Raw genomic sequence first — 19,996 nt, 5'->3', positions numbered from 1 at the left:
TATGAACTCCTTGTTGGAACCCGGTATGCTGGTGCGCAATCCGGACAAGCCCGAATGGGGCCTTGGACAAGTTCAATCTAACATAAATGGTAAAATAACCGTTAACTTTGAGAATATGGGCAAAATGACTTTGGAAAGTGCCAAAATTGCCCTGCTCCAGCAGTTCGACGTTTGAGGCGCGGCGCGAGCGGCATTGCCTTGGCCTGTGGCAACGCTTATTTGCTAGGCAGACCTGACAAAAAAATGCTGGCTTATGACCCGACCAAAACCGCAGTTTGAGACCCGTCTGGCCAAGGACGACGCCGATCTGCGGGCGTCGCAACACCTGCGCTACCGTGTCTTTGTGGAGGAGTTGGGCGGGGCGGGCGCTGGCGTGGATCACGCGGCGCAACTCGAGCGCGATGCGTTCGATCCTCACTTTGACCACCTTATTTTACTGGACCGTGCACGGACCGAAAGCGACGGGCAGGTGGTCGGTGTTTACCGCCTGCTGCGCGGTGACGCCTTGCCTGACGGGCTAGGGTTTTACAGCGAAGGTGAATACGATCTTAACCCGCTCAAAGCCAGCGGACGGCGATTGTTGGAGCTAGGGCGGTCCTGCGTCCATCCCGACTACCGTGGTGGGGCGGCGATGTTTCATCTGTGGCAGGGGCTATCGCGCTACGTGGAGGAGCATGAGATCGAAGTCATGTTCGGCGTGGCGTCCTTCCACGGGACAGATGTTGCCGCCGCTGCGCAATCGCTCTCGCACCTCTATCACAGCCATCTGGCGCCCCAATCCCTTAGGCCGCGGGCCTTGGCCTACCAAGACATGAACCTCGTGCCCGCCAGCGACGTTGATCGCGTTATGGCCATGAAAAACACGCCCGCCTTGATCAAAGCGTATCTGCGCCTTGGGGGGATGGTTGGGGACGGGGCGTTCATCGACACGGAGTTCAACACGATTGACGTGTGTTTAGTGATGGACACCGCGCGCATGTCGCAAAAGCACAAAGACATCTATTCGCGCGCCCGCAAGGGGCACACACTGCAGGGCACCGAATGAGCGCCACGTGGAACACCAAGGATGCGCCGCCGGAGATGAAGATGGGCCCGCTGGCGTGGCTGCGCGTGGTGTTACGCGGCCTGCCACTCGCGTTGCTTGTGTTCGGCGGCCTGCTGATCCTGCTTGCTGTCCGGTTGGTGGAGCGCCCGTTGCACGGCATAGACCGCCCGTGGACGCCCCATATCACGCGTTTTGTGTGCCGTGCGTCTTTCGTCATACTTGGGATCAAGTTCAGCGCCACAGGCACGCCGATGCGGCATCGTGGGGCAGTGGTCTCAAACCACTGTAGCTGGCTCGACATCTTTTCGTTGAACGCGCGCAAACGGGTCTACTTCGTGTCCAAATCGGAAGTGGCGAACTGGCCCGGCATCGGCTGGCTGGCCCGCGCCACAGGTACGGTGTTTATTGACCGCGATCCGAAACAGGCCCGCGCCCAAAAAGAGGTGTTCGAGGGGCGGTTGCTGGCTGGGCACAAGCTGTTGTTTTTTCCAGAAGGGACTAGCTCTGATGGAATTAGGCTTTTACCTTTTAAATCAACGCTTTTCGCTGCGTTCTTCACGCCAGAATTGCGCAACATCCTTTACGTGCAGCCCGTCACGCTGAGCTACGCCGCGCCAGACGGTGCTGATCCGCGATTTTACGGCTGGTGGGGCGACATGGATTTTGCGCCGCACTTGCTACAAACTTTAGCGGCCCCCCGCCAAGGTCAGATTACGGTGACCTACCATCATCCGCTAAAAGTATCAGAATTCGCAAGCCGCAAGGAATTAGCTGCGGCCTGCGAGAAGGTTATACGGTCCGGTCTGAAACTCAGCCCAGCGGCGCAAGCAATGCTTTCAAAGCAGCGCTAGGGTTATCGGTGCCCCAAATTTCCTCGCCGATGGCAAAGAAGTCGGTGTAGGGGGCCAGACGCTCAATGGCTTGTGGGTTTACCGCGCCTTCGGCGACAATGGGCAGCTCGATCATCTGTGACCACCATTCGAAGGCTTCTGTTTCGGCCACTTGGCCGTCACCCAACGTGGTCTCGCCCACAGGGCCTAAGGCCACATAATCCGCGCCGCCTTCACCAGCACTCATGCCGTCGTGGCGCGAGGGGCCGCAGAACGCGCCGATCACGGCGTCTGGGCCGATTTCTTTGCGCACATACCGCACGGAGCGCGCACCATCGAGCAGGTGAACCCCGTCTAGGCCCAGCTTTTCCACCAGAAGGAAATGGCTGTCGATGACCAGCGGAATGTCACGCGCATGCGCTTCTTCGCGGATCAAGTCGGCGGCGCGGGCGATTTTGTCCTCATCCTTGGTGGCAAGGCTTAGGCGCAGGCAGGCGACGTCCACGTCGTCCAGCACGCGGGCCAGTTGCGCGGGGTAAGTCGATAGCTCGAATTCGGGCGGTGTGATCAGGTATACCTGTGGGGTTTCTGGACCCTCTTGGGTGGTGTCGTTCTGGGCCATATCGGTCTCCCCGTTGTTTTGCCCGTCATAGCGGGGCGCGCGCGCGCTCACAAGGGTGTTGCGGGGCGGGTCATGCAGGCCTAAACCGTGCATCACCTTATAAGATAGAGGCACTATGTCCGGCACTGACCATCAATCCCAAGCCCCATGGGGCGGCGCACAACCCACAGTTGTTCTTATTGCCCCGCAAATGGGGGAGAACATCGGCTCTGCGGCGCGCGCCATGTGGAATTTCGAGTTGCAGCGCATGCGCCTTGTCTCCCCGCGCGACGGGTGGCCAAACCCCGCCGCTGTGGCCACGGCGTCCGGCGCGTCGCGGGTGCTGGATCATGTGCGGGTGTTCGACAGCACGGCGGACGCTTTGGGCGACATGGACTATGTGTTTGCGACCACCGCGCGGTCGCGCGACTTGACCAAGCCCGTGATGACGCCGGAGCGTGCGATGGAGCATGCCCGCGCGATGACCAAGGCTGGCAAACAGGTCGGCATCATGTTCGGCCCGGAACGTGCGGGCTTGGAAAACGTCGACATCGCGCAGGCCAACGCGCTGATCTCGGTGCCGGTGAATCCAGGCTTTGCATCGCTGAACCTTGCGCAATGCGTGTTGCTGGTGGCCTACGAATGGCGCCGCCAGTCGGGCGACGACGCGCCGGAAGTTGTGGAGATGGCAGGCACGGAATTCGCCACGCAGGTGGAGGTCGAGAAGCTGTTCGAGCATTTCGTGCAACGCTTGGACGCGGCGAAGTTTTTCTACCCCGATCACAAAGCGGATTCGATGCGCCTGAACCTGCGCAACATGCTGTCCCGTCTGCCGATGACGCAGGCGGACATCCAGACATTTCACGGCATGCTGCGACAGTTTGTACGGTGGAAAGAACGCGGCGATTGACTTGCCGGGCTGGGGCACGCGCCCTAGGTTGATGGCGAACAAATGAGGCACGACATGGCAGGCAAACGCAGCATTTTCGAAGAGGTCGATACGGCCGAGAAACCCATCGCCCAACCGGGTGCGATTGATCGCGCGGCCAGTCGTGGCAACAGACGCGGCGTGCGCGCATGGTTAATGGTATTGTTCGCTTTGGTTGTGGTGATGATCGTTGTCGGCGGGCTGACCCGCCTGACCGATAGCGGGTTGTCTATTACGGAATGGAAACCCGTGACCGGCGCGCTGCCGCCCATGTCAGAAGCCGCGTGGGAGGTAGAGCTGGAGAAGTACCGCACCATCCCCGAATACCAGTTGCAAAACAAAGGCATGAGCCTGTCTGAATTCAAAACCATCTATTGGTGGGAATGGGGGCATCGTCAGCTTGGCCGTGTGATCGGGCTTGTCTGGGCCGTCGGTTTCTTATGGTTTCTTATGCGCAAGCAAATCCCGACGGGCTGGACAGGCCGTCTGATCGCCGTAGGCGCGCTTGGCGGGCTGCAAGGTGCTATTGGCTGGTGGATGGTGTCGTCCGGCCTGACGGGAGAAATGCTCGACGTGGCGTCCTACCGGCTGGCAACGCACCTTGGCTTGGCCTTCGTTATCTTGGGCTTGATCGCGTGGTACGTCTTCACGCTGGGCCGCACGGAGGCGGAGCTTTTACAAGCGCGGCGCTTAGGCTCGCCGAAGTTGGCGACGCTGACCGGCTGGCTGATTGCGGTCGCGTATTTGCAGGTCGTGGTGGGGGCGCTCGTTGCGGGTATCGACGCGGGGCGCACCTATACGGACTGGCCGTTGATGGCGGGGGATTTCTTCCCGACATTGGCGTTTGAATACAGCCCCGCGTGGCGCAACTTCTTTGAAAGTGAGGCCTTGGTTCAATTCAATCACCGTATGCTGGGCTACGCACTGTTCCTGTTCGGGATGTTCGTGTGGTGGCGCGCGCGGGGCGCGGCAAGCCGCGCGGTAAAGCAGGCCTTTGATTGGGTAGCCGTGATGATGTTCGGGCAGATGGTTTTGGGAATCGGTACGGTTCTTTACGCGGCCCCGTGGCATCTGGCCATCGTTCACCAGCTGGGCGCGGTTGTGCTGGTTTGCCTGATCCTGCGCGCTCGTTTCACCAGCATTTATCCACCCGTTCAATCTGTAAGGAACTAAAGCGATGTCAGCATATGAAGATCTGATGGCCTTTGACCGCACAACACAAGCGCTGGCCTCGGTGGCGGGGCGCACGGGGTGGGATCAGGAAACTGTGATGCCCGAGGGCGCAGCCGAATTGCGCTCGGAGGAGATGGCGGCATTAGAGGCGGTGCTTCACGCGCGGCGCACTGATGGCCGCATCGGCGACTGGCTGGCCAAGGCCGAAGCGCCCGACGAAACAGGTGCTGCGATCCTGCGAGAGCTAAAACGCTCCTATACGCGCAACACCAAAGTGCCCGAAAAGCTGGCCACTGATATTGCCCGCCATACCTCTGCGGGGCAGGGCATTTGGGCTAAGGCGCGGGCCGAGGATGATTTCGCAAGCTTCGCGCCGGTATTGACCCGTATGATCGATCTTAAGCGTGAGGAGGCGGCTTGCTTGGCGGCGGGCGGCGATCTTTACGATGCGTTGCTTGACGATTACGAGCCGGGGATGGCTGGGGCTGAGCTGCAAGGTCTTTTTGACCGGATGCGCCCGCGTTTGGTGGACTTGCGCGCCCGAGTGTTGGCCGCAGAGGCGCCCGATGCTTTGGACCGCGAGTTTGACGAGGCGGGGCAGATGGCGCTGACCGCGAAACTGGCGCAAACCTTTGGCTACGACTTGACGCGCGGGCGTATCGACAAGGCGGTGCATCCGTTCTCCAGCGGGTCGGGCACCGACGTGCGGATCACCACCCGCACCAGCCCGCGTGACCCGTTCAACTGCTTTTACTCGACCATCCACGAGGTAGGTCATGCCTGCTACGAGCAGGGCGTGCGCGCAGAATATGCGCTGACGCCGCTGGGTGCGGGGGTGTCGATGGGCGTCCACGAGAGCCAGTCGCGTATTTACGAGAACCAGCTTGGGCGGTCCCGCGCGTTCACCGGATGGCTGTATGGGCAGATGCGTGACCAGTTCGGCGATTTCGGTGTCGCGGATGAGGACGTATTTTACAAAGTCGTGAACCGCGTCGGATCGGGCTTCATTCGGACAGAAGCGGACGAGGTGCATTACAACCTGCACGTGATGCTGCGGTTCGATCTGGAGCGCCAGTTGATATCCGGTGACTTGGAGGTCGCAGATCTGGAGGACGCTTGGAATGCACGCTTCGAGGCGGATTTCGGGGTCACGGTCGATAAGCCATCAAACGGTGTCTTGCAGGACGTGCATTGGTCGTTTGGTCTGTTCGGCTATTTCCCGACTTACGCGTTGGGCAACGTCTATGCTGGATGCTTATATCAATCCCTGCGCATGGCGGTGCCCGGGTTGGACACAGATCTGTCGCGCGGTGACACGTCGGCGGCGACGGGATGGCTGCGGGAGAACTTGCAGCAATATGGCGGGCTTCGTGCGCCCAAAGACACCATCGCACACGCCTGCGGGTTTGAACCGTCCGAAGGGCCGTTGCTGGCGTATCTTGATGACAAATTCGGCGCTCTTTACGGCGTCTGACGGACCCTCCGGGGGAGGTATTTTTGAAGAAATGATAGGGGGCGTCGCGCCATGAAGGGGGCGTGGCGTTTTTATTCGGCGGCCATTTTCATCACGGGTTCCATGCGGGCAAGGATGTCATCTGCGAGGTGGCATTTGATCTGGTGGCCATTCTCTAGGGTGCGGAGGGGCGGAACGTCCTTGTCGCACAGCCCGTCTGCGACCTGATTTTTCCAACCGCAGCGGGTTTGAAACGGACAGCCGGAGGGCGGGTTCATCGCGGAGGGGATATCGCCTTCCAACACGATGTGTTTTTTGTCGATTGATGTGTCCGCGATGGGAACGGCGGATAAGAGCGCCTCTGTATAGGGGTGGTAGGGCGGCTGGAAGACCTGATCGGTTGTCCCGAGTTCAACCACGTGACCAAGATACATTACCATAACGCGATCAGATAGATAGCGCACGATACTAAGGTCGTGCGAGATGAACAAAAGTGTGGTGTCATTCTCGCGCTGGATTTCCATCAGAAGATCCGTCACAGCGGCTTGCACGGAGACGTCCAACGCCGACACCGGTTCATCTGCGACGACGATTTTTGCGTCGCCGGCAAAGGCACGCGCGATGCCGACGCGCTGCTTTTGCCCGCCAGAGAGCTGGCGCGGCATGCGCTTTGCAAATTCGCGTGGCAGCTTTACCAGATCAAGCAGTTCCAACATGCGCGCGTTGCGCGCGGCCTCAGTATTGCCAATCCCGAAAATTTCCAGCGCGCGGATGATCTGGCGGCCCACGGTCATGGAAGGGTTGAGCGTATCGAACGGGTTTTGAAACACCATCTGCACATCCGAGATCGTTTTCAAATCGCGGTCTTCTATGGGGATGTGCTGGATGTTTTTGCCACGCAGAGATATCTCGCCCGCGGTAGCGGTCTCTAGCCCCATCAGGACCTTGGCAAAGGTCGATTTCCCACAGCCAGACTCGCCCACGATGGCCAAAGTTTCCGACTGGCGTGCCTCAAAACTTAGGGCTTCGTTGGCTTTCACCACCTTCTTGTTGGCCCCGCTGAAGAGAGCCGAGGCGGCGACTTCGTAGTACTTCTTGAGCGCGTTGATTTTGAGAACCACCTCACCGGGGGCTGGTTTTTCAGTTTGAGCGCCAATCTCGATCGGGGCGTTCCAGTCGATCTCCTCGATGCGCAGGCAGCGCGAGCCGTGGCGGTCGTTGCCTTTGATCTTTTGCATCCGGATGTCGCCTTGATCGCACAGGCCAGCCTGAAAGTAGTCGCAGCGGGGGCCGAAGTTGCACCCCTGAGGGCGCTCGTGTGGCAGGGGGAAGTTGCCGGGGATGGCTATCAATGGGCGGGCGTTCTTGTCCGCGCCGGGTAAGGGGATAGAGCGGAACAGGGCCTGCGTGTAGGGGTGCTGCATATCGTCGAAAACGTCCTCGATGGAGCCGGTCTCCACCGCCTCGCCGGAGTACATCACGCAGATGCGGTCGCAAGTTTCCAAAACCAACCCGAGGTTGTGCGAGATGAACAGCATCGACGTGCCGTATTTCTTGCCGAGGTCTTTCACCAGCTCCACCACCGCGGCCTCTACCGTGACGTCCAAGGCCGTGGTGGGTTCGTCCAAGATCAACAGAGACGGCTTGGACATCAAGGCCATGGCAATGACGATCCGCTGTTGTTGACCGCCGGACAGCTGATGCGGGAAGGCGTTCAAGATGCGTTCGGGGTCGGGGAGTTTCACATCCGTCACCACCTCTAAAGCGCGGGCGTAGGCCTCTTTTTGCGACGTGCCGAAGTGGATCATCGGCACTTCCATGAGCTGTTTACCGATGCGCATGGCAGGATTGAGGGAGGCCATGGGCTCTTGGTAGATCATGGCTATTTCCGATCCGCGAATGTCGCGCAATTCCTCCGCGCTCATCTGGCCTAGGTCACGGCCTTTGAATTTGATGGAGCCGCCGACGACCCGCCCGTTGACGCCCAGATCCTGCATCACCCCCAGGGCCACGGTGGATTTGCCGCAGCCGGATTCGCCCACGAGGCCCATCGCCTCGCCGGGTTGAATGGTGCACGAAAAATCCATGACCGCCGGGATCTCCCGAAGGCGCGTGAAGAAGGAGATGGACAGCTGGTCGATCTCTAGGATCGGGCCGGTGTATGTATCGTCTGACATGGGCTTAATCCTTCAGGCTTTCTTCGCGCAGACCATCTGCGAGCAGGTTCAGCCCTAAAACGAGACTCATCAAGGCGATGGCAGGGACGATTGCGGGGTGGGGGTAGATGCTAAGCAACCGGCGGCCTGCGTTGATCGTGGTGCCCCAGTCGGGGCTCTCGGATGACAGGCCAAGGCCGAAAAACCCGAGCGTCCCCAACAGGATCGTGGTGTAGCCGATGCGCAGGCAGAAATCGACGATCAACGGCCCGCGCGCATTGGGCAGAATTTCCCACAGCATGATGTACCACGGCCCCTCGCCACGGGTTTGGCCCGCGGCGACGTAGTCGCGGGTTTTGATGTCAAGGACCAAGCCGCGCACGATCCTGAACACGGTGGGGGAGTTCACGAAGACCACCGAGACGAACACGATCAAGACCCCGCCGTCTATTGAGATGAGGTCGAAGGGATCCGCATCCCACGCAAGCCCAAGGTAGATGTAGCCGCCAATGAGCACCGTTAGCCCGACGTAGAGGTTTCGTTTGGCTGGTTGAGTGAAATAACGCGAGTCGAAGAGCACCACGAGGAACACCAGCGGAAACAAGAACAGGATTGAGGCGAGGATCGTGGGCACGGTCCAGATGTATCCGGTGCCTGGTATCTGGATGCCTGCTGCGCGAATTTCCGGTGTCACCAACAAGAAGAACAGTAAAATGACCGGAAATGCCAAAACCAAATTGGCCATGAAGCTGATCACCGTGTCGAGTTTCCCGCCGAAGTATCCGGCTGGCAGGCCGAGTGTGATACCGACCATGAACGCGAAAAGCGTGGCCGCAGGCGCGATTACCAATACCACCTGAGAGCCTTTGACCATGCGCGAGAACACGTCGCGTGCGAGGTTGTCGCCGCCCAGCAGGTAGTGGGTGTAGTCGCCTTCTGCCGCGCCGCGCAGCGGGGTGCCGGGGAGCTTGTTCTTCATGCCGGAAACCTGACCGAGCGGATCATGGGTGATCACCATATCCATGGACACGAAGATGGCGGTGAAGACCCAAAACATCACGATGGCAAAGCCAACCATGCCGATGGGGCTGTCGAACAGCTTGCCGTAAAGACCCAGCTTGCGCTTGTAGGTAAGCGACAGGAAGAAGGTCACGGCGAGGGCGATCCAGACGGGGAGGAAGCGAACGCCCAGCTCCCCGATGATGCCTGCGGTGCCGTAGGGTGTCACGATGCCTGCCAAAAGGTACACCATCCCCAAGAGTGCCGTGATGGCCGATAATGGAAAGATGAAGTCCGCTAGAGCTTCGGAATGGGGTGCGGGGCCTTGCCGGTTCTGTGGGCCGGTGGTGAAAACGGCCTTCGTGTTCTCAACCGCGCTGAGCAGAAGGTAGCTGGCGACAGTCAGGATCAATCCCAACACAGCCAGCGTGAAGACGGGGTTCAAATAGGCGCCGAGCGCACCTGTCCAAGTGAGCGGCTCCATCATGAAATCCTAATGCGTGGGTTGAGGAACACGTAGCCGACGTCCGAAATCAGCTGCGTTACGAGAACGACGATCACCGCGACGACGGAGCCGCCGAGCAGAAGGTCGATATCGTTGTTCGAGGCGGCCTGAACGAGCATCCAGCCGAAGCCTTTGTAGTTGAACAAGGTTTCGGTGATGACAACGCCGGTCAGCAGGTACGGGAATTGCAGCATGATGACGGTAAACGGTGCGATCAGCGCGTTTCGCAGCGCGTGTTTCACCACGATGTTGCCAAAGCTGACGCCTTTGAGGCGGGCGGTGCGGATGTACTGCGCGGTCATGACCTCCGCCATGGACGCGCGGGTCATCCGTGCGATGTAACCCACGCCGTAGAGCGCGATCGTGGCGACAGGGAGGGTGATGTTGGCCCACGTAAAATCCTCCATCGCGGATGTCGCGGAGCCTTTGAACCACTTCAGACCGAAGGCGGAGGAGGTGAAGACCGCGATGAAGATCACACCGGATACATATTCCGGCGTGGCGGATGAGGCGATGGAGAAGGTGGAGAGCGTTCTGTCCATCCGGCTGCCCTCGCGCATGCCTGCCAGAACGCCGATAATCAGCGCGGCGGGGATCATCACCGCGAAGGCCAGCAGCGCCAGCCACCCTGTCAGCCCCAGTCGCTTGGCGATGATTGAACCTGCGTCATCCTTGAATACCGATGAATAGCCCCATTCGCCTTGCAAGACGCCACAATAGCGCGGCGCGGTCTCGGCGGTGTTGACGCCCTCGCGGATACATTTTCCGGTGGTCTTGCCGTCTTGATCGGTGAACACATGGTTCGGCAACACGCCAAGCCACCGCCCGTATTTGACGGGCAGGGGGGCCATGTAGCCCTCTCGGGTCAGGTAGCTGACGACAGCCTCATCCGACATGCGAAAGTTGCCTTGGGTTTTGGCAAGCTTTTCCAGATTTGGATACAGGTTCGTCATGAAAAACACGATGAACGTCAGGCACAGGGCCGTGAGCAGCATCACGCCTACACGCCGTAGGATGAACAGTCCCATACGATCGGGGTTCCTATATGTTGGCCGCGACGGGTGCGCCCTTTAGGGCGTCTGGAGCCAAAGTCGAGTTGGCCGCGCGGTTATAAAGAAAGAAAGGGCCGCACCCAGTGATGCGGCCCTGATCCTGCGTCAGCCTAGGCGGCGACGCCCCACTTATAGAGCTGCGGCAGATAGGCGATGTGCATATCCAGCCCCACAAAACCCGCTGCGTTGTGGCGGTAGAGGGAGCGCCAGTACGGCTGTAGCGTCACGCCCTCGTCGCGCATGATGGTCTGCAACTTCTCCATCACCACACGGCGCTTGTCGTTGTCGGCGATGGAATTTGCCTCCGCCAGTGCCGCGTCAAACTCTGCGTTAGAGAAAGCGGATTCGTTCCATGCCTCGCCGGAGCGATAGGCCAAGCCAAGTGTTTGCACGCCAAGCGGGCGGTGGTTCCAGTTGGTGGAGGAGAATCCGTATTTCGTCCAATCGTTCCAGAACGTCGTGCCCGGAATGATCGTGCGCTTGATGTTGAACCCTGCGTCGCGCAGCTGCGCGCCAACGGCGTCAGTGGTGTTCTTGCGCCAGTCATCGTCGATGGAGATCAACTCGAACTCGTAGTCGGCCATTCCAGCCTCGTCGAGCAGGGCTTTTGCGCCAGCCGGATCATGCTCCAGCCCCGGCACGTCCGCGTATTCGGGGTGCATCGGGCCGACGTGGGTGTTCTCACCGACTTGGCCTTGGCCTGCGTAGCCAAGTTCCAGACAGACCGCACGGTCGACCGCCATGGCGATTGCGCGGCGGACCCGAACATCTGCGTAGGGCTTCACGCCGTCAGCATCCTCTGCCTCTTGGTTGGGGCGGATCGCGATGGTCGCACCAGAGGCCACCTCGGTTTTCTCCCAGCCCAAGCCGTCCATGACATCAACGAATTCGCCGACGGTCTCGTAGAAGCAATCGACCTCTTCCGCGTCGGCGGCGGCGACCCAAGCGGCGGGATCGGTGCCGTAGTCAATATATTCGATACGGTCCAGATACGCGCCTTTGCCAGCGGCATAGCCCCACCAGTCGAACCCTTCGTTGCGCACGATGACGGCTTTCACGCCGACTTCCAGCATCTCGGGTTTATAGGGGCCTGTGCCAATCGGGTTGGCCACCATGTCTTCGGGCGTGCCTGTGGCGGAGCTGTGATACACAGCTGCCGGATAATCGGACATGCCAGCGATCAGCGTGATATCAGGTGCGGGCAGTGCCAGCTTGACGGTGTGGCTGTCCACGACGCTGATCGCGCCTTCGATTGCATTGTCGGTGTCAGGGTCGATCAGGATGGCGAAGCGGCCCGCCATAGAATTGCCCTCAACGCTTTTGTCGCACCAAGCCGTGACCATGCGTGCCACGTCATCTGCAGTAAAATCGTCGCCGTTATTCCATTTCACGCCCTTGCGGACGTTCAGTGTGTACTCGGTCGCGTCGTCGTTGATTTCCCACGACTCCAGCAGCATCGGCTCAAAGGAGCCATCGGAGTTGTATTCAACCATGTATTCCAGCCAACCGGCGGTGAAATAGGCCATCTGGGTCCAGTCAAACGTGCGTGGATCCTTCAGTGCGCGGACCTCCATCTGCATGCGCAGGGTGCCGCCCTGTTGGGCGTGTCCGGCGGCTTTGGCGGGTGTCGCGCCGATCATGCCATAAGCGGCAGTGGCGGTGACGCCCATCATTGTTGCACGTGTCAGAAACTCGCGGCGGTCCATCAGGCCTGCTTTGTGCTCTGCCGCGTACATGTCCACTGCGCGGTGAACTGGTCCGCCGTTGAAGGTTTGTTTTGTCATCTGTGTCTCCCTGAAGACTTCGCTTTGCACTGGCTACCTTCAACCGTGTCCCGTGTCGGTCAAGTCACCCTTGGTACGAGTTGAGGGAGCTCTTTCGGCCCTTCTCAACGCGCAGAATGCCATTGCGCACCAATCGATTGGCGACGTCAACGGCTTGAACCGTCAGGGTGACGCACAAAAACGACAATCGCAACGTCGAAAAACGACATCTTTGCTTTACGCTAGGTTATCTTTTATGCCGCCTCGGCCGATGCTGTTCCGCTGGATAACGCAAACTGGCTTATTTGGCTTTTCGGAAGGCCGACGGGTTTTTTCCGGTGTGCGCCTGAAACGCCCGCGTGAAATATGCGGGGCTGGAGAAGCCCAGCTTTTCCGCGATGTCTTGGACGGGGCGGTCCGTGTGCAAAAGCGCCTCACAAGCGGCTTGAATGACGCGTTCTTGCAGCAGCGCGGAGGCCGGTTTTCCCACCGCTGTCTGTGTCAGCCGCGTCAAATGGGTGGGGGTCACTTGCAGGTCGGCTGCGAATTCGCCCAGTGATTTGCCATCACGGTGCCCGATGCTGACCACATGGCTAAACTTGCGCAGCATCCGGTCAGACTTTCCCAGCTCACTTTGGGGTTGCTCTGCCAGCGCGCGGTCCAGCCAGACGCCCAGCATCATTGCATAGGCCATCACGGCGCGGCGCTGACCCGTGCGCAGCTCCCCCAATTCACGCGACAGCGCGTCGATGAGACCGGAAATCTCGCTTTGCGATTGAATGGTGGTGGCCTTCAGCAGTGCAGGGCGGCGGGGCAGGCCAGCGGTGTCGTCGCGGGGCAGGGAGACGACCATACCCTGCGGACTGGCGAACATCTCATAGCTGAACAGGGTGTTCGGCGGAATGAAGACAGCCGTGTTCGGCCCAATGCCGCGCATCCGGCAATCCACCATAACGCGGCCTTGGCCACGGGTGATCCAGAACAAAATCGGGTGGTCGAGTGATTGGGCTGCGTCGGTGCGCCAAGCCTCGGATCGCTGGTGGGTCGCAAGCGTTTCAACGTAGGGTAGAGTGTGGCGGGTCATGAAATGTCCTGCGATTACGGGTGTGCTGATGGGTAAGTGTAGACGAACAAATTAGTAATTGGCGCGGCTTGAAACTGTCAAATGCGCAATTGCGGCAATAATGTGTCAGTGCGTCAACGCATCGGCGGATACCTGCGTCCAGTCCTTCATACGGCCCTTGAACCACGTGCGTTGGCGCTTGGCATATTGGCGTGAAGCGATGATTGAGCGGGTCCGCGCCTCCCCAAGCGAAATTTCGCCGTTTAGATGCGCCATAAGCTCAGGTCCGCCGATTGCCTTGGCGGAGGGGCGCTGGATGTCCCAGTCGTCTTGCAACGCGCGGACCTCCTCAAGTGCGCCCTGCGCCAACATTTGGTCAAACCGCCGCGTGATGCGGTCGTCCAGCCACGGCACGGGGGCGTTCATCACGAAGGCGGCGCAGTCCTCGCGGCGCAGCGTTGGTGGCGGGGTCTCGGCCTGCCACGCCGTTATGGAGCGCCCCGTTGCGCGCAGAACTTCCCACGCGCGTTGTACCCGCGCGCGGTTCAGGACGTCGATGCGTGCGGTGGTCTCTGGATCCAGTGTGGCAAGCATGTCTTCGCGCGACAGTTTCTCGGCCTCCGCGCGCACAGCGTCAGGAATCATTGGGATATCGGCCAATCCTTGGGTCAGCGCCGTGAAGTTCAAACCGGTGCCGCCGACGATGATCGGGCGCGAAACCCTACCCAGCAGCGCCGTGACGTCGCGCAGCCAGTGTCCGGTCGAGTAAGCCTCGCGGTAGGGCACGTGCCCGTAGAGTGCGTGCGGTGCCATCGCCAGCTCCGACGCGTCAGGGCGCGCGGACAACAACTGCCAGCAGTCGAACACCTGCAACGCATCCGCGTTAATCACTGTGCCGCCCAAGGTGGTGGCGATGTGCAACGCCAAAGACGACTTGCCGGACGCCGTTGGGCCCGCGATCAGGACAGGCTGATCCGACCCTATGGTTTTGAGCAATGACTGCATAGCTTGGCGGGTTTCCAGTAATTAACCGATTAAAGCGGGTGGCCGTCGCTTGGCCGTTGAATCTTGCTGGGTTTTCCGACATTTTGCCACCACTTTGCAACTGCTCAAGCAGCACCCAGAAAAGGCCGCCCCAGATGACTGATGCCCCCAAAAGCACGTACAATCGCGTAATGTTGAAAATTTCGGGGGAGGCCCTGATGGGGGATCAGGGATTCGGGCTTCACCCGCCAACCGTGGAGCGGATCGCCCGTGAGGTGCAGCGGGTGCACGAAATGGGCGTCGAGATTTGCATGGTCATCGGCGGCGGTAACATCTTTCGCGGGTTGCAAGGCTCCGCCCAAGGGATGGAGCGCACGACCGCCGACTACATGGGTATGCTCGCCACGGTAATGAACGCTTTGGCGATGCAGGGTGCGCTGGAAAGCTTGGGCATCCACACGCGGGTGATCTCTGCGATCACCATGAACGAGGTCGCGGAGCCCTACATCCGCCGCCGCGCCGTGCGCCACCTTGAGAAAAAGCGCGTGTGCATTTTCGCGGCGGGCACAGGCAACCCGTATTTCACGACCGACACCGCGGCGACCCTGCGTGCCAACGAGATGTCATGCGAGGCCATCTTCAAAGGCACCAAGGTGGACGGCGTCTACGACAAAGACCCAGCCAAGTTCGACGACGCGGTGCGCTACGACAAAGTCAGCTTCGACGATGTGCTGCAAAAGCGCCTCGGCGTTATGGACGCGTCTGCCATCGCGCTGGCGCGTGACAACGACCTGCCGATCATCGTGTTCTCCTTGGACGAGCCGGGCGGTTTCAAGGGCATTCTCGCAGGCGAGGGGACGTATACACTCGTCGAGGATTGACAGTTGGATCGCACTCGCCAAGCATCGCGGTATTGAATTAAGAGATTTTCCGCGATGCTGACTTTGACTTCTGAGATGAAGCGCGCCTTTAACGAATAGGCGTACAAAAACCAAGACCATCAATTTGCCCTGCGTCTGAGAGCATGGCGGCCATCCCGTTTCAACGCGGTGGAAGACGCCGACCTGACGGAGACGGTCGGATACGCCCGCAGGAATGCGGTGTCCTTCGGATTGAAGTCTCCAACTTTGAGGGCGCGGTGGGTCATGATTCACAGCGGCCTTGCGCCGGACTTCTGGCGGAACGCGGCGATCTACGAGACCCTGACCGCGAAAACGGGTACGGCCGACATTCGGTTTGGCGACGTATGCGCATGTATCAAGCTGATGCTGACCGACGCGGATCGCGGTTCTGAGGTCTGGTGGTGAAATGGCGGGACTTGCAGCTGCACGATGTGTTTAAGTCCCGCTTCCCGGCGCGGTCCTAGAAATTTGTGTAGGTCCGCCGGCTCCCGACCTTCCGCCCCTAGAAATTCCCGATATCGGGCCAGACTTGCCGTCCGTGGATTTGCCAGATGTGGATGCGGGGCCGGATACTGGGGCGAATATCGAGGCTGATGTGCAAACAGATACAAAAGATGACGTTTGCACCGAAGGATGTCATGATTGTGGCGCCGCAAATACAGGGTCTTCAGAGCCCGTTTCCTACCAAAATGATCAGGACAGGCCGGTGCGTGGCACCGCGGAACGCGGGTATGCATATCAGCAATTCGTCTGCGGTCTCGGACATTTTCCTGACCAACGTCGCATCAACGAGTGGCAATTTGCGGCGTACAGTTGGGACGGGATCGAGCCGGGCCCCTGCGTAATGCTGGAGGCAAAATTCGGATATGATGAGTTTTTGGAAGATGATTGGGGTGGAGATCGTCCGAGAATGAAGGATTGGGCTATCAGAGCGGGAGTTAATACGTTTACTCGCTTCGTAACTCAGTCGAGTGAGCAAGTCGGCAGGCTTTTGCCTTTTCAGCCGGACGTTGGATTGAAGTGGGTATTTAGTCATCAATGGCCGATGATTTATGCGCTTTCATTGATGAATGATGCACGGGTTGTGGGCGTTGAGACAGAGTGGCGACCGATGGTGAGGGGTTAGTGTGCGGTTGAATTTTTTAATGTCTCCGAGCTCCGCGGGCTTTGATGAGGGTATGAAAGCGTTTCTTGAGCTATTACTTGAACTCAGTCGGCTGCGCCTGTTCTATGGAGGTTGGAAGTTCGCAGAGCAGACCATCGGAGATGATCGAAGCGGCTTTATTAAGCGAACGAAACAGCAAAACTTAGAAAAAGGCCCTTCTGCGCTCGACCGTACAGATCTGACGTTTTTTAGTGCAAGCGCGTACAATGAGCCCAGCTCGAGTTCCGACATCTTATGCGCCTTAACTCACCGTTGGGGTCGGTCGGACACTTGGTCATGAACTTGTTGTTGGAATTCCGTGGCCCCCATCCCACTTACGGAACGGATATTTCGCTTTTTCGAGAGACTATCGCCGCCGTTATTGCGTGGCAGCGCCCGCAGCATGTCTCGATGGCATGGCCGGTTTATAGGGATGAGCATCATCCGCTGGATAAGCAGCGCTCCGGTATCGGATGGTTGGGCTGGGTGCCGTTCGACCTCGCGCCGTCGCAAGTGCCGGAAGCAGCGGTTTGTGAGCCGATGGCGGGTGGGACGTTTTTAGCCTCGCAGCTAGATTTCTGGTTTGCGGCTGGGCCAAATAAGGACGCGGACGCAATCGCCCGTGCGCAAGCGCTCGACTTGCGGCTGAACGCGCTTGGCGTGTTGCCGACGACGGTGGAATTGCAGCGCGGTGATTGGGGGCGCTAGGTATTTCCAAGAGTGGGCTAAGGCGCGGCCACCTGCACTGGCACGTTGTTTTTCGCATGTCGCGCAAGCAAGGTGCGTTGCTGGCGCCCTCGCGGAGATGGTCTCGCGAGTATCTTGTTCGGGGTGTCAAACTCGGCGTTAAACAAATCGTCCAGCGCGCTCTGCGGGAGTGCTTTTAACGCCTGCGGACCTGGGTAGAAGGTTTCCGCAGGGGTGCCATTCGCGAAGATGATTTCATGGGCGTCACAGGCGAAGTGGTGATAGGTGACGGGCATAAAGCGCGCTCCGCGGTAGACGCCCGGCAGCGTTAACAGCGTCTTGGCGCTCACAAATACCTCGTCCTTGCCAAACATGCGCTTGGCTATGCGCGACCGCAACAAAACACGGTGTTGCGGCGAGAGGGCGATGGGGCGCGTGGGCACCGATGGGGCCAAAACACCCGCGTTAAAGATGATCGGGGCGTGCTTTCCCGCGTAGGGTAGCGTGCGGCTGTGGACCCATCTGATCGGCTGTAAGCCATGGTCCATCGTGTGGACCAGATCACCGGACCGCAGGTCCTCCACGGGAACTGATCCGGTCAATGTGGCGATTTCTACGCCCGTCGCAAAACAAACGACGGCGGTGTTGCTGAGGTTCTCCGATGTGTTGAACCCCGCGCCATTTGCATAGGATACGCTGTCGAGTGATATGGATTGGATGGAGAGGTTATCCAGTTGAGTTCCGCCCAATTCCTCACGGATGAACGTGTCGCCGTTGGCGGCCTGAATGACGACGAAATCCCCGACTATTGTGGAGCCGTCCCCCAACGTGATCGTGGCGGTGTAAAGCACACTACTGTCGACATATTGCGCCGTTGCGCCTGCGCCTGCATCGTAGGAAATGTAATCATTGCCTGGATTGTATTCATCGTCGTAAATCGCGCCGTCATGATCACCGTCGCTTTGTGTGACGGACGTCATGACCAAGTCAGAATATGTGCCAAGAATGGCGCTGGCGTTTTCAGTTAGGTAATCAGCCTCGTTGATGTCGGTTTCTACGAGATTGCCGACAAATATCATGTTGGCAGACGTAATGATTGCCATGATGGTGCCCCCGCTTCGCAAACAGGGGTGTTAGATGTGAAATTCGTTAAGCAATCTTGCGCTTAGCCATCCGTACTCTCCGCAATTTAATTGAAACGCATTGGTACATGGTGCAAATCAAACAGCGCTGCGGCAGCGGCTTTGCGCCACTAGCCACAGGCGCCAGCTTGCTTTAGACAAGCGCTCAACGATCAATATCAAGCAAGATGAGACCGCAAATGTCAGAAGACTTTATCCTCGACACCGACGATATTCAGCGCCGCATGGATGGCGCTATGGCCAGCTTGCGCACCGAGTTCGGCTCGCTGCGCACAGGGCGCGCATCTGGCTCGATGTTGGAGCCGGTGATGGTCGACGCCTATGGCTCTATGACGCCGATCAACCAGGTGGGGACGGTCAACGTGCCGGAACCACGCATGGTGACGATCAACGTCTGGGATAAGGGATTGGTCGGGAAGGTCGAAAAAGCCATTCGCGAGAGTGGCTTGGGGATCAATCCTCAACTAAACGGCACGATCATTATGCTGCCGATTCCTGAGCTGAACGAAGAACGTCGCCGTGAATTGACGAAGGTGGCTGGCTCCTACGCAGAGCACGCCCGTGTCTCGATCCGTAACATTCGCCGCGACGCCATGGACCAAATCAAAAAGGCCAAGGCCAACGGCATGGGCGAAGATGACCAGAAGCTCTGGGAGGCCGAGGTTCAAGATATGATCGACGCGCAGATCAAGCTGGTGGATCAGGCGTTGGAGAGCAAGCAAGAAGAGATCATGCAGGTCTAGGGGCATTTTCCCCCTAAACGCCGCCTGACACCGGTTAAGTTTGTCGATATCATTGGTAAAACCAAAAATATTTCGAGGTATTGATATGAGCGTTGAGGATATTAATCCGACCGGCCCAAAGCATGTTGCCATCATTATGGATGGCAACGGCCGCTGGGCCACGCAGCGCAATCGACCCCGATTGTTCGGTCACCAAGCCGGTGCCAAGCGCGTGCGTCAGGCAGTGGAAACTTGCCCTGAGCTTGGCGTTAAGTATCTGACAATGTTCGCGTTTTCGACGGAGAATTGGAAGCGCACGCAGTCCGAGGTTTCCGGCCTGATGGCGCTGTTCCGGCGCTACATCCAGCGCGAGGCAAACTACCTTCATCGGCTTGGCACCCGCGTGCGCTTCATCGGCGACCGTGAAAAGCTGGACAAGAAGCTGCAAGCGTTGATGGACTACCTTGAGAAGTTGACGGAAAATAACGACGTTACGCACCTTACAATTGCGCTGAACTACGGCGCGCGGGACGAGGTGACCCGCGCCACGCAGCGTTTGGCCGTCGAGATTGCGGAAAAGCGCCTATTGCCGGAACAAGTGAATTCGGAGGTGCTGGCGTCTTTCCTTGATACCTATGTGCTGCCGGACCCCGACTTGGTGATCCGCACCTCGGGGGAAGCGCGTATTTCGAACTTCCTACTGTGGCAATCCGCATATGCCGAGTATGAGTTTATCGACACCCATTGGCCTGATTTCACGCCAGAGGTGTTCACCAGCGTCGTTGCCCGTTATGGAAACCGTGACCGTCGCTTTGGCGCTGTGAAGGCCTGATAGGCTGATCGCCTG

General features: G+C 59.0%; 20 protein-coding genes. 12 read left to right on the top strand and 8 right to left on the bottom strand.

Annotated elements, in window-relative coordinates; all coding sequences use genetic code 11:
* The first annotated feature begins 1 nt into the window (after window position 1).
* From BLW66_RS04780 to olsA, 3 genes are all read left to right on the top strand, one after another.
* Entirely contained in the window at window positions 2–175 is a 174-nt protein-coding gene (locus BLW66_RS04780) for a DUF3553 domain-containing protein (RefSeq protein WP_089945502.1), read from the top strand.
* Between the two features lie 78 nt (window positions 176–253).
* The gene (gene olsB, locus BLW66_RS04775; RefSeq protein WP_089945500.1) at window positions 254–1,045 is read left to right on the top strand and encodes an L-ornithine N(alpha)-acyltransferase; all 792 of its coding nucleotides are present in this window, start codon (window positions 254–256) and stop codon (window positions 1,043–1,045) included.
* Window positions 1,042–1,896, top strand: coding sequence for a lyso-ornithine lipid O-acyltransferase (gene olsA, locus BLW66_RS04765; protein WP_089945498.1), 855 nt, complete (start codon window positions 1,042–1,044; stop codon window positions 1,894–1,896). Before olsB ends, olsA begins: the two co-directional genes overlap by 4 nt.
* Here olsA and BLW66_RS04760 read toward each other — a convergent pair.
* The gene (locus BLW66_RS04760) at window positions 1,856–2,497 is read right to left on the bottom strand and encodes a thiamine phosphate synthase (protein ID WP_089945698.1); all 642 of its coding nucleotides are present in this window, start codon (window positions 2,495–2,497) and stop codon (window positions 1,856–1,858) included. The genes olsA and BLW66_RS04760 overlap by 41 nt on opposite strands.
* Before the next feature lie 115 nt (window positions 2,498–2,612).
* Between BLW66_RS04760 and BLW66_RS04755 the strand changes: the two genes are divergently transcribed.
* Genes BLW66_RS04755 through BLW66_RS04745 form a run of 3 tightly spaced genes read left to right on the top strand, consistent with a single transcriptional unit; the run spans window position 2,613 to window position 6,051 of the window.
* Complete coding sequence (locus BLW66_RS04755) at window positions 2,613–3,386, top strand: RNA methyltransferase (RefSeq protein WP_089945496.1); 774 nt, start codon at window positions 2,613–2,615, stop codon at window positions 3,384–3,386.
* Window positions 3,387–3,440: 54 nt separating this feature from the next.
* Window positions 3,441–4,577, top strand: coding sequence for a heme A synthase (ctaA, locus tag BLW66_RS04750; RefSeq protein WP_089945494.1), 1,137 nt, complete (start codon window positions 3,441–3,443; stop codon window positions 4,575–4,577).
* Window positions 4,578–4,581: 4 nt separating this feature from the next.
* The gene (locus BLW66_RS04745; protein WP_089945492.1) at window positions 4,582–6,051 is read left to right on the top strand and encodes a carboxypeptidase M32; all 1,470 of its coding nucleotides are present in this window, start codon (window positions 4,582–4,584) and stop codon (window positions 6,049–6,051) included.
* Between the two features lie 71 nt (window positions 6,052–6,122).
* Here BLW66_RS04745 and BLW66_RS04740 read toward each other — a convergent pair whose 3' ends face one another.
* The 6 genes from BLW66_RS04740 to miaA form a co-directional block, all read right to left on the bottom strand.
* Window positions 6,123–8,207, bottom strand: a complete 2,085-nt coding sequence (locus tag BLW66_RS04740) for a dipeptide ABC transporter ATP-binding protein (RefSeq protein ID WP_425283320.1) — start codon at window positions 8,205–8,207, stop codon at window positions 6,123–6,125.
* Between the two features lie 4 nt (window positions 8,208–8,211).
* The gene (locus tag BLW66_RS04735; protein WP_089945489.1) at window positions 8,212–9,669 is read right to left on the bottom strand and encodes an ABC transporter permease; all 1,458 of its coding nucleotides are present in this window, start codon (window positions 9,667–9,669) and stop codon (window positions 8,212–8,214) included.
* Entirely contained in the window at window positions 9,669–10,718 is a 1,050-nt protein-coding gene (locus tag BLW66_RS04730) for an ABC transporter permease (RefSeq protein ID WP_089945487.1), read from the bottom strand. Before BLW66_RS04730 ends, BLW66_RS04735 begins: the two co-directional genes overlap by 1 nt.
* Before the next feature lie 134 nt (window positions 10,719–10,852).
* A complete protein-coding gene (locus BLW66_RS04725; RefSeq protein ID WP_089945485.1) occupies window positions 10,853–12,526 on the bottom strand; it encodes an ABC transporter substrate-binding protein in 1,674 nt (557 codons plus the stop codon).
* Window positions 12,527–12,806: 280 nt separating this feature from the next.
* Window positions 12,807–13,589 carry an AraC family transcriptional regulator gene (locus BLW66_RS04720; protein WP_089945482.1) on the bottom strand — a complete coding sequence of 261 codons (783 nt, stop codon included), beginning with the start codon at window positions 13,587–13,589 and terminating at the stop codon, window positions 12,807–12,809.
* Window positions 13,590–13,694: 105 nt separating this feature from the next.
* Entirely contained in the window at window positions 13,695–14,573 is an 879-nt protein-coding gene (gene miaA / locus BLW66_RS04715) for a tRNA (adenosine(37)-N6)-dimethylallyltransferase MiaA (protein WP_089945480.1), read from the bottom strand.
* 134 nt (window positions 14,574–14,707) lie between these two features.
* Here miaA and pyrH point away from each other — a divergent pair, with 134 nt between their 5' ends.
* The 4 genes from pyrH (at window position 14,708) to BLW66_RS04695 (ending at window position 17,306) form a co-directional block, all read left to right on the top strand.
* Entirely contained in the window at window positions 14,708–15,433 is a 726-nt protein-coding gene (pyrH, locus tag BLW66_RS04710) for a UMP kinase (RefSeq protein ID WP_089945478.1), read from the top strand.
* Between the two features lie 264 nt (window positions 15,434–15,697).
* Window positions 15,698–15,859, top strand: coding sequence for a hypothetical protein (locus tag BLW66_RS17850; protein WP_170833390.1), 162 nt, complete (start codon window positions 15,698–15,700; stop codon window positions 15,857–15,859).
* A 133-nt stretch (window positions 15,860–15,992) separates the two neighbouring features.
* Window positions 15,993–16,580 carry a Tox-REase-5 domain-containing protein gene (locus tag BLW66_RS04705; protein ID WP_170833389.1) on the top strand — a complete coding sequence of 196 codons (588 nt, stop codon included), beginning with the start codon at window positions 15,993–15,995 and terminating at the stop codon, window positions 16,578–16,580.
* A 315-nt stretch (window positions 16,581–16,895) separates the two neighbouring features.
* Window positions 16,896–17,306: a hypothetical protein gene (locus BLW66_RS04695; RefSeq protein WP_089945472.1), complete on the top strand. Its 411-nt coding sequence runs from the start codon at window positions 16,896–16,898 to the stop codon at window positions 17,304–17,306.
* A 17-nt stretch (window positions 17,307–17,323) separates the two neighbouring features.
* Here the strand turns inward: BLW66_RS04695 and BLW66_RS04690 are convergent, their stop codons facing one another.
* Window positions 17,324–18,388: a Hint domain-containing protein gene (locus BLW66_RS04690; protein WP_089945470.1), complete on the bottom strand. Its 1,065-nt coding sequence runs from the start codon at window positions 18,386–18,388 to the stop codon at window positions 17,324–17,326.
* A 218-nt stretch (window positions 18,389–18,606) separates the two neighbouring features.
* Here BLW66_RS04690 and frr point away from each other — a divergent pair, with 218 nt between their 5' ends.
* Window positions 18,607–19,170 (top strand): ribosome recycling factor, encoded by a 564-nt coding sequence (frr, locus tag BLW66_RS04685; protein WP_089945468.1) that lies wholly within the window; start codon window positions 18,607–18,609, stop codon window positions 19,168–19,170.
* Window positions 19,171–19,255: 85 nt separating this feature from the next.
* A complete protein-coding gene (gene uppS, locus BLW66_RS04680) occupies window positions 19,256–19,981 on the top strand; it encodes a polyprenyl diphosphate synthase (protein ID WP_089945466.1) in 726 nt (241 codons plus the stop codon).
* Window positions 19,982–19,996 lie beyond the last annotated feature (15 nt).

Source organism: Litoreibacter albidus, assembly GCF_900107015.1.
In the GTDB taxonomy this organism is placed as follows: domain Bacteria; phylum Pseudomonadota; class Alphaproteobacteria; order Rhodobacterales; family Rhodobacteraceae; genus Litoreibacter; species Litoreibacter albidus.
Note: the sequence above shows the minus strand (reverse complement) of the source record. Positions and strands in the feature narration are given on the sequence as shown.

Excerpts from the sequence above, each read along its gene's own strand:
- frr (WP_089945468.1), top strand. The coding sequence starts at position 18,607 with ATGTCAGAAGACTTTATCCTCGACACCGACGATATTCAGCGCCGCATG.
- BLW66_RS04735 (WP_089945489.1), bottom strand. The coding sequence starts at position 9,669 with ATGGAGCCGCTCACTTGGACAGGTGCGCTCGGCGCCTATTTGAACCCC.
- BLW66_RS17850 (WP_170833390.1), top strand. The coding sequence starts at position 15,698 with ATGATTCACAGCGGCCTTGCGCCGGACTTCTGGCGGAACGCGGCGATC.
- BLW66_RS04740 (WP_425283320.1), bottom strand. The coding sequence starts at position 8,207 with ATGTCAGACGATACATACACCGGCCCGATCCTAGAGATCGACCAGCTG.
- BLW66_RS04720 (WP_089945482.1), bottom strand. The coding sequence starts at position 13,589 with ATGACCCGCCACACTCTACCCTACGTTGAAACGCTTGCGACCCACCAG.
- BLW66_RS04695 (WP_089945472.1), top strand. The coding sequence starts at position 16,896 with ATGAACTTGTTGTTGGAATTCCGTGGCCCCCATCCCACTTACGGAACG.
- BLW66_RS04780 (WP_089945502.1), top strand. The coding sequence starts at position 2 with ATGAACTCCTTGTTGGAACCCGGTATGCTGGTGCGCAATCCGGACAAG.
- BLW66_RS04755 (WP_089945496.1), top strand. The coding sequence starts at position 2,613 with ATGTCCGGCACTGACCATCAATCCCAAGCCCCATGGGGCGGCGCACAA.
- miaA (WP_089945480.1), bottom strand. The coding sequence starts at position 14,573 with ATGCAGTCATTGCTCAAAACCATAGGGTCGGATCAGCCTGTCCTGATC.
- uppS (WP_089945466.1), top strand. The coding sequence starts at position 19,256 with ATGAGCGTTGAGGATATTAATCCGACCGGCCCAAAGCATGTTGCCATC.
- BLW66_RS04760 (WP_089945698.1), bottom strand. The coding sequence starts at position 2,497 with ATGGCCCAGAACGACACCACCCAAGAGGGTCCAGAAACCCCACAGGTA.
- BLW66_RS04690 (WP_089945470.1), bottom strand. The coding sequence starts at position 18,388 with ATGGCAATCATTACGTCTGCCAACATGATATTTGTCGGCAATCTCGTA.
- olsA (WP_089945498.1), top strand. The coding sequence starts at position 1,042 with ATGAGCGCCACGTGGAACACCAAGGATGCGCCGCCGGAGATGAAGATG.
- pyrH (WP_089945478.1), top strand. The coding sequence starts at position 14,708 with ATGACTGATGCCCCCAAAAGCACGTACAATCGCGTAATGTTGAAAATT.
- BLW66_RS04725 (WP_089945485.1), bottom strand. The coding sequence starts at position 12,526 with ATGACAAAACAAACCTTCAACGGCGGACCAGTTCACCGCGCAGTGGAC.
- BLW66_RS04745 (WP_089945492.1), top strand. The coding sequence starts at position 4,582 with ATGTCAGCATATGAAGATCTGATGGCCTTTGACCGCACAACACAAGCG.
- BLW66_RS04730 (WP_089945487.1), bottom strand. The coding sequence starts at position 10,718 with ATGGGACTGTTCATCCTACGGCGTGTAGGCGTGATGCTGCTCACGGCC.
- olsB (WP_089945500.1), top strand. The coding sequence starts at position 254 with ATGACCCGACCAAAACCGCAGTTTGAGACCCGTCTGGCCAAGGACGAC.
- ctaA (WP_089945494.1), top strand. The coding sequence starts at position 3,441 with ATGGCAGGCAAACGCAGCATTTTCGAAGAGGTCGATACGGCCGAGAAA.